The 3,294-nt window shown below is 52.9% G+C and carries 3 protein-coding genes; 1 reads left to right on the top strand and 2 read right to left on the bottom strand.

Going from position 1 to position 3,294, the window contains the following annotated elements; translation table 11 throughout:
• The first annotated feature begins 337 nt into the window (after nucleotides 1-337).
• Nucleotides 338-1,546 carry a hypothetical protein gene (locus QJT78_RS49645; protein ID WP_157790302.1) on the top strand — a complete coding sequence of 403 codons (1,209 nt, stop codon included), beginning with the start codon at nucleotides 338-340 and terminating at the stop codon, nucleotides 1,544-1,546.
• A 661-nt stretch (nucleotides 1,547-2,207) separates the two neighbouring features.
• On the opposite strand, the gene QJT78_RS49640 is transcribed toward QJT78_RS49645, so the two are convergent.
• Nucleotides 2,208-2,816 (bottom strand): hypothetical protein, encoded by a 609-nt coding sequence (locus QJT78_RS49640; protein WP_157790300.1) that lies wholly within the window; start codon nucleotides 2,814-2,816, stop codon nucleotides 2,208-2,210.
• A 2-nt stretch (nucleotides 2,817-2,818) separates the two neighbouring features.
• Nucleotides 2,819-3,294: acyltransferase family protein (locus tag QJT78_RS49635; protein ID WP_281460807.1), on the bottom strand; the 476-nt coding region annotated here is incomplete at its 5' end.

Raw genomic sequence — 3,294 nt, 5'->3', positions numbered from 1 at the left:
TGCCGAAAGTCATCGCCGGTGTAAAGTTCATCGACGGAATCGAAGTCATTCCGAACACTGAAAGCCACGCCGCCTGATCAGGCCGCGTCACCCAAAATCAGCCATAGCTCAACCTACATTGGCTGCCTTGCAAGGCGACTTTTGAAACAATGGCCACCAATTCGAAAGCTCTTGATTTTGAAAATTGTAGCTTCGGGCAGGTTTCGTATCATCGCTGGTTCATATGCAGTGTACTGACTCGCCCCGTCCGTGCCGTTCGCGATTCGAGCTAACCGGCTCCACTGAACTGGTTTCTCAGACGCTGCTCGCATTCTATTTAGCGGTTGTTGTGATATCCTTGACGGCGGTGGAGGTTGCTGCAGGAGTAGCCCTCAGCCCCAGGTGGACAGCCGCTCTCGGTACGGCATCACTATTGTTGTTATTGCCGCTGTTCTTCCGCGCGAATTTTAGCTTCGGATATCCGCTGAGTGTAGCATTCTTGGGAACAATTGGCGGCTTTGTCTGGCTTAGCTACTTCAGCTCGTCACGATATGATCACGCAGCTGCTCGCTGGTCAGCTATTGCATCCCTGTTAGCATTTTTGGCGCCCGTCCTTTTTCAGCTCAGACCTGCAAAACGAGTGTTCACAGTCTCGACCGAGTCCATGGATGCCTGCGTCAGGATTTTTCTAGTCGTCGCGGTCGTAATTCTTTTTTTGAATCTCGGCTATGGTTTCGCCTTTGTAGGGATACACGAAGCAGCGCAATTGCGCGGTAGCTTCATGCGGCCAATGCTCCTGAACTACGCAACGAGCAACATCATCTACGCCGTCTTGCCGTTTGCATTTGCGTTTTACGCGCAGCGCGGATCCAAATTTATGGCGATGACAAGTCTGCTTCTTATACCATGCTTCTATCCAGCTCTTCTCAACAAGACCGTCTTATTCGCTGCAGTCTGGCTTCCCTTCATATTTCTAGTCTTTCGATCTTTCGACCCGAAGCAAGCGTCTGTCGTCTCGTTGGGCGCGCCACTCGTGCTCGGACTGCTCCTGCATTTGATCGGGTCGCCGGATAACTCAATCGTGCATTTTGTATTTGGATATGTGAATGAAAGAATGTTCGCAGTTCCCTCGATCGCGATCGACTACTACGCGGATTTTTTTGCCGCTAATCCGAAGACTTATTTTTGTCAGATCAATATCATTCGCCTGATCGACGGTTGTTTCTATTCGGATCAACTCGGTGTTATTTTCGCCGGCCGCTACGGTGTTGGAAATCTGAATGCTTCATTGTTCGCGACCGAAGGTATCGCCTCTGTGGGCTTGAGCTGGGCACCGGTGTCAGCGCTTCTTTGTGGAATTGTGCTCTCAATCGGAAATAGTTGCACGCGACATCTCCCAGCACCGATGATGGCAACTTCCGCTGCGCTTGCCCTTCACGCTCTCGTGAACGTTCCGTTGAGTACAGCGCTGCTTACAAACGGGATGATGCTGCTGTTTCTGCTCTGGTACATTTGTCCAGAGGACCGAGATGAATGCAGCCGGTACTCCAAGACGTCTAACGTCTAAACGGAGCCGCAGCCCTCGGTGGTGAAGTATCCGGCATTCAGATCACTGCGGGAGAGTCGCTAATCAACGGCGTCCTTGCTCCGGCGCAGACGTTTAGCGTCTTTACACAGGTTGATACCGTTGCAATCATCGGGAATGACCTTGAGGGCAACTCAAGCGGGGACCATTCCATCGACCGCTACGGCGAACACGTTCCAGATCGCCGCAAGCGTTGCGAACGCCATTGCTGGCACGGCGGTTAACACGTCGGGAACGCAATCTGGCACTCATACTGGAACGTCTGGAGCATCGCTGGCAACGGGAACGCCGGTCAACGTGAGCGGTCCCCCATTGACCGCCGGAGATTGGGATGTCGATGTTGTTTTCAACTTCACTGGAGCGACGACCACAACTACATCGAGCTGGGCCGGTTCGATCTCGACCACGAGTGCCACTCACGATTTCACTGGCGGTAGAGGCTACGGTATGACCCGAAATTCACAAGCCTACAATCAGTTGGCCGCCGGCCAGAATATTGGCTTCGCGGTTCCCCCAAACCAGGGTGAACCTCCCTGCCACAACGACAATTTATGCCGTCGCTTCGGCCATATTTGGCACCAGCACAAGTGCTGTCTCTGCCACTATCAGGGCAAGGCGACCGCGCTAACAGTCGAGAGAGTTTTCAATCACCGGCTGCATCTGGTACGGCCATTCCGATGGCAACGGCAGGTGAGCTAATCGCTGGTCGCGGCGCCCTACGAAGCCGAATTGCCAGTCTCCTGCCAAACTCATGGGACGGCTGTTCAACGAATAGATGTATGGCAAATGAAATGGCGGTAACCGCTCCGAATGTCAGGACCAGGGATAGCCACGCCTTCATCCCAAGCCCGAGCATGAGCGAAAGCAATGCATATCCCGTGACGGCGTGAACAACGTAAAGCGGGTAGCTGATCGACGCCCAAAACTTGGAAGCGGGTAAAAAATCAAGAACGTTCGGAAATTTCATAACAAGCGCAAAAAGCACGATTGCGGAGACGTAGGACGGGATCACGGCCGGCATCGCGAAAAATCCAAACGTCAGCGACCACCAAAAGAAAGCAAGCAAGGTTCCGACTAGAACAGCGGTAGTCATGGCTCCCAATTTCCCTCGATAGAGGAAATTGAACATCACTCCGATGAACATGAAGCCCAGGTAAGGAAGGTCCAGCCCGGCCCAATCCCACGTCGTCGAACTCGCGACCGGAAGATAGAAGGAAAGAGCCACAACAAGGCCCATGATTACTGCGGGCACCGTCAAAACCTTAAGTGAACCATCGCGTAGCCAAGGTAGAAAATGAGTGCGCAAACCAAATAGAACTTCAATTCTATTTCGAGTGTCCAGACTATGCCGTCTATCGATTTTTCCCACAGGATGTCTCTGGAGCCGAGGGCATATCCGATCAGAAGCTGCGCTACGGTATGCGGGAAGGTCGCGTCTCCCGCCAGATGGATGCAGAACATCAGGACCGTCAGTGAGACGGTGAGGCCAACCCAATATGTGGGGTAGATGCGAAAAAATCTCGCTACAAGAAAATCAGCCCTTCCGTAGCTTCGAAACGAAAACGGCATCACGAATCCGCTGATAATAAAAAACAGCGCGACACCGAACGCGCCCCAATTCAAGAGAGCTGGCCCCGCAAATTCGGACAGTAGCTTGAGTGGATTTTCTGCCTGACAGCGGCGAGGATTCTTGCTGCGAATCAGGAGCGAAGATGACGAAGAAGAGCCGC

This window comes from Bradyrhizobium sp. Mp27 (assembly GCF_029953005.1).
GTDB classification, from domain to species: Bacteria; Pseudomonadota; Alphaproteobacteria; order Rhizobiales; family Xanthobacteraceae; genus Bradyrhizobium; species Bradyrhizobium barranii.
Note: the sequence above shows the minus strand (reverse complement) of the source record. Positions and strands in the feature narration are given on the sequence as shown.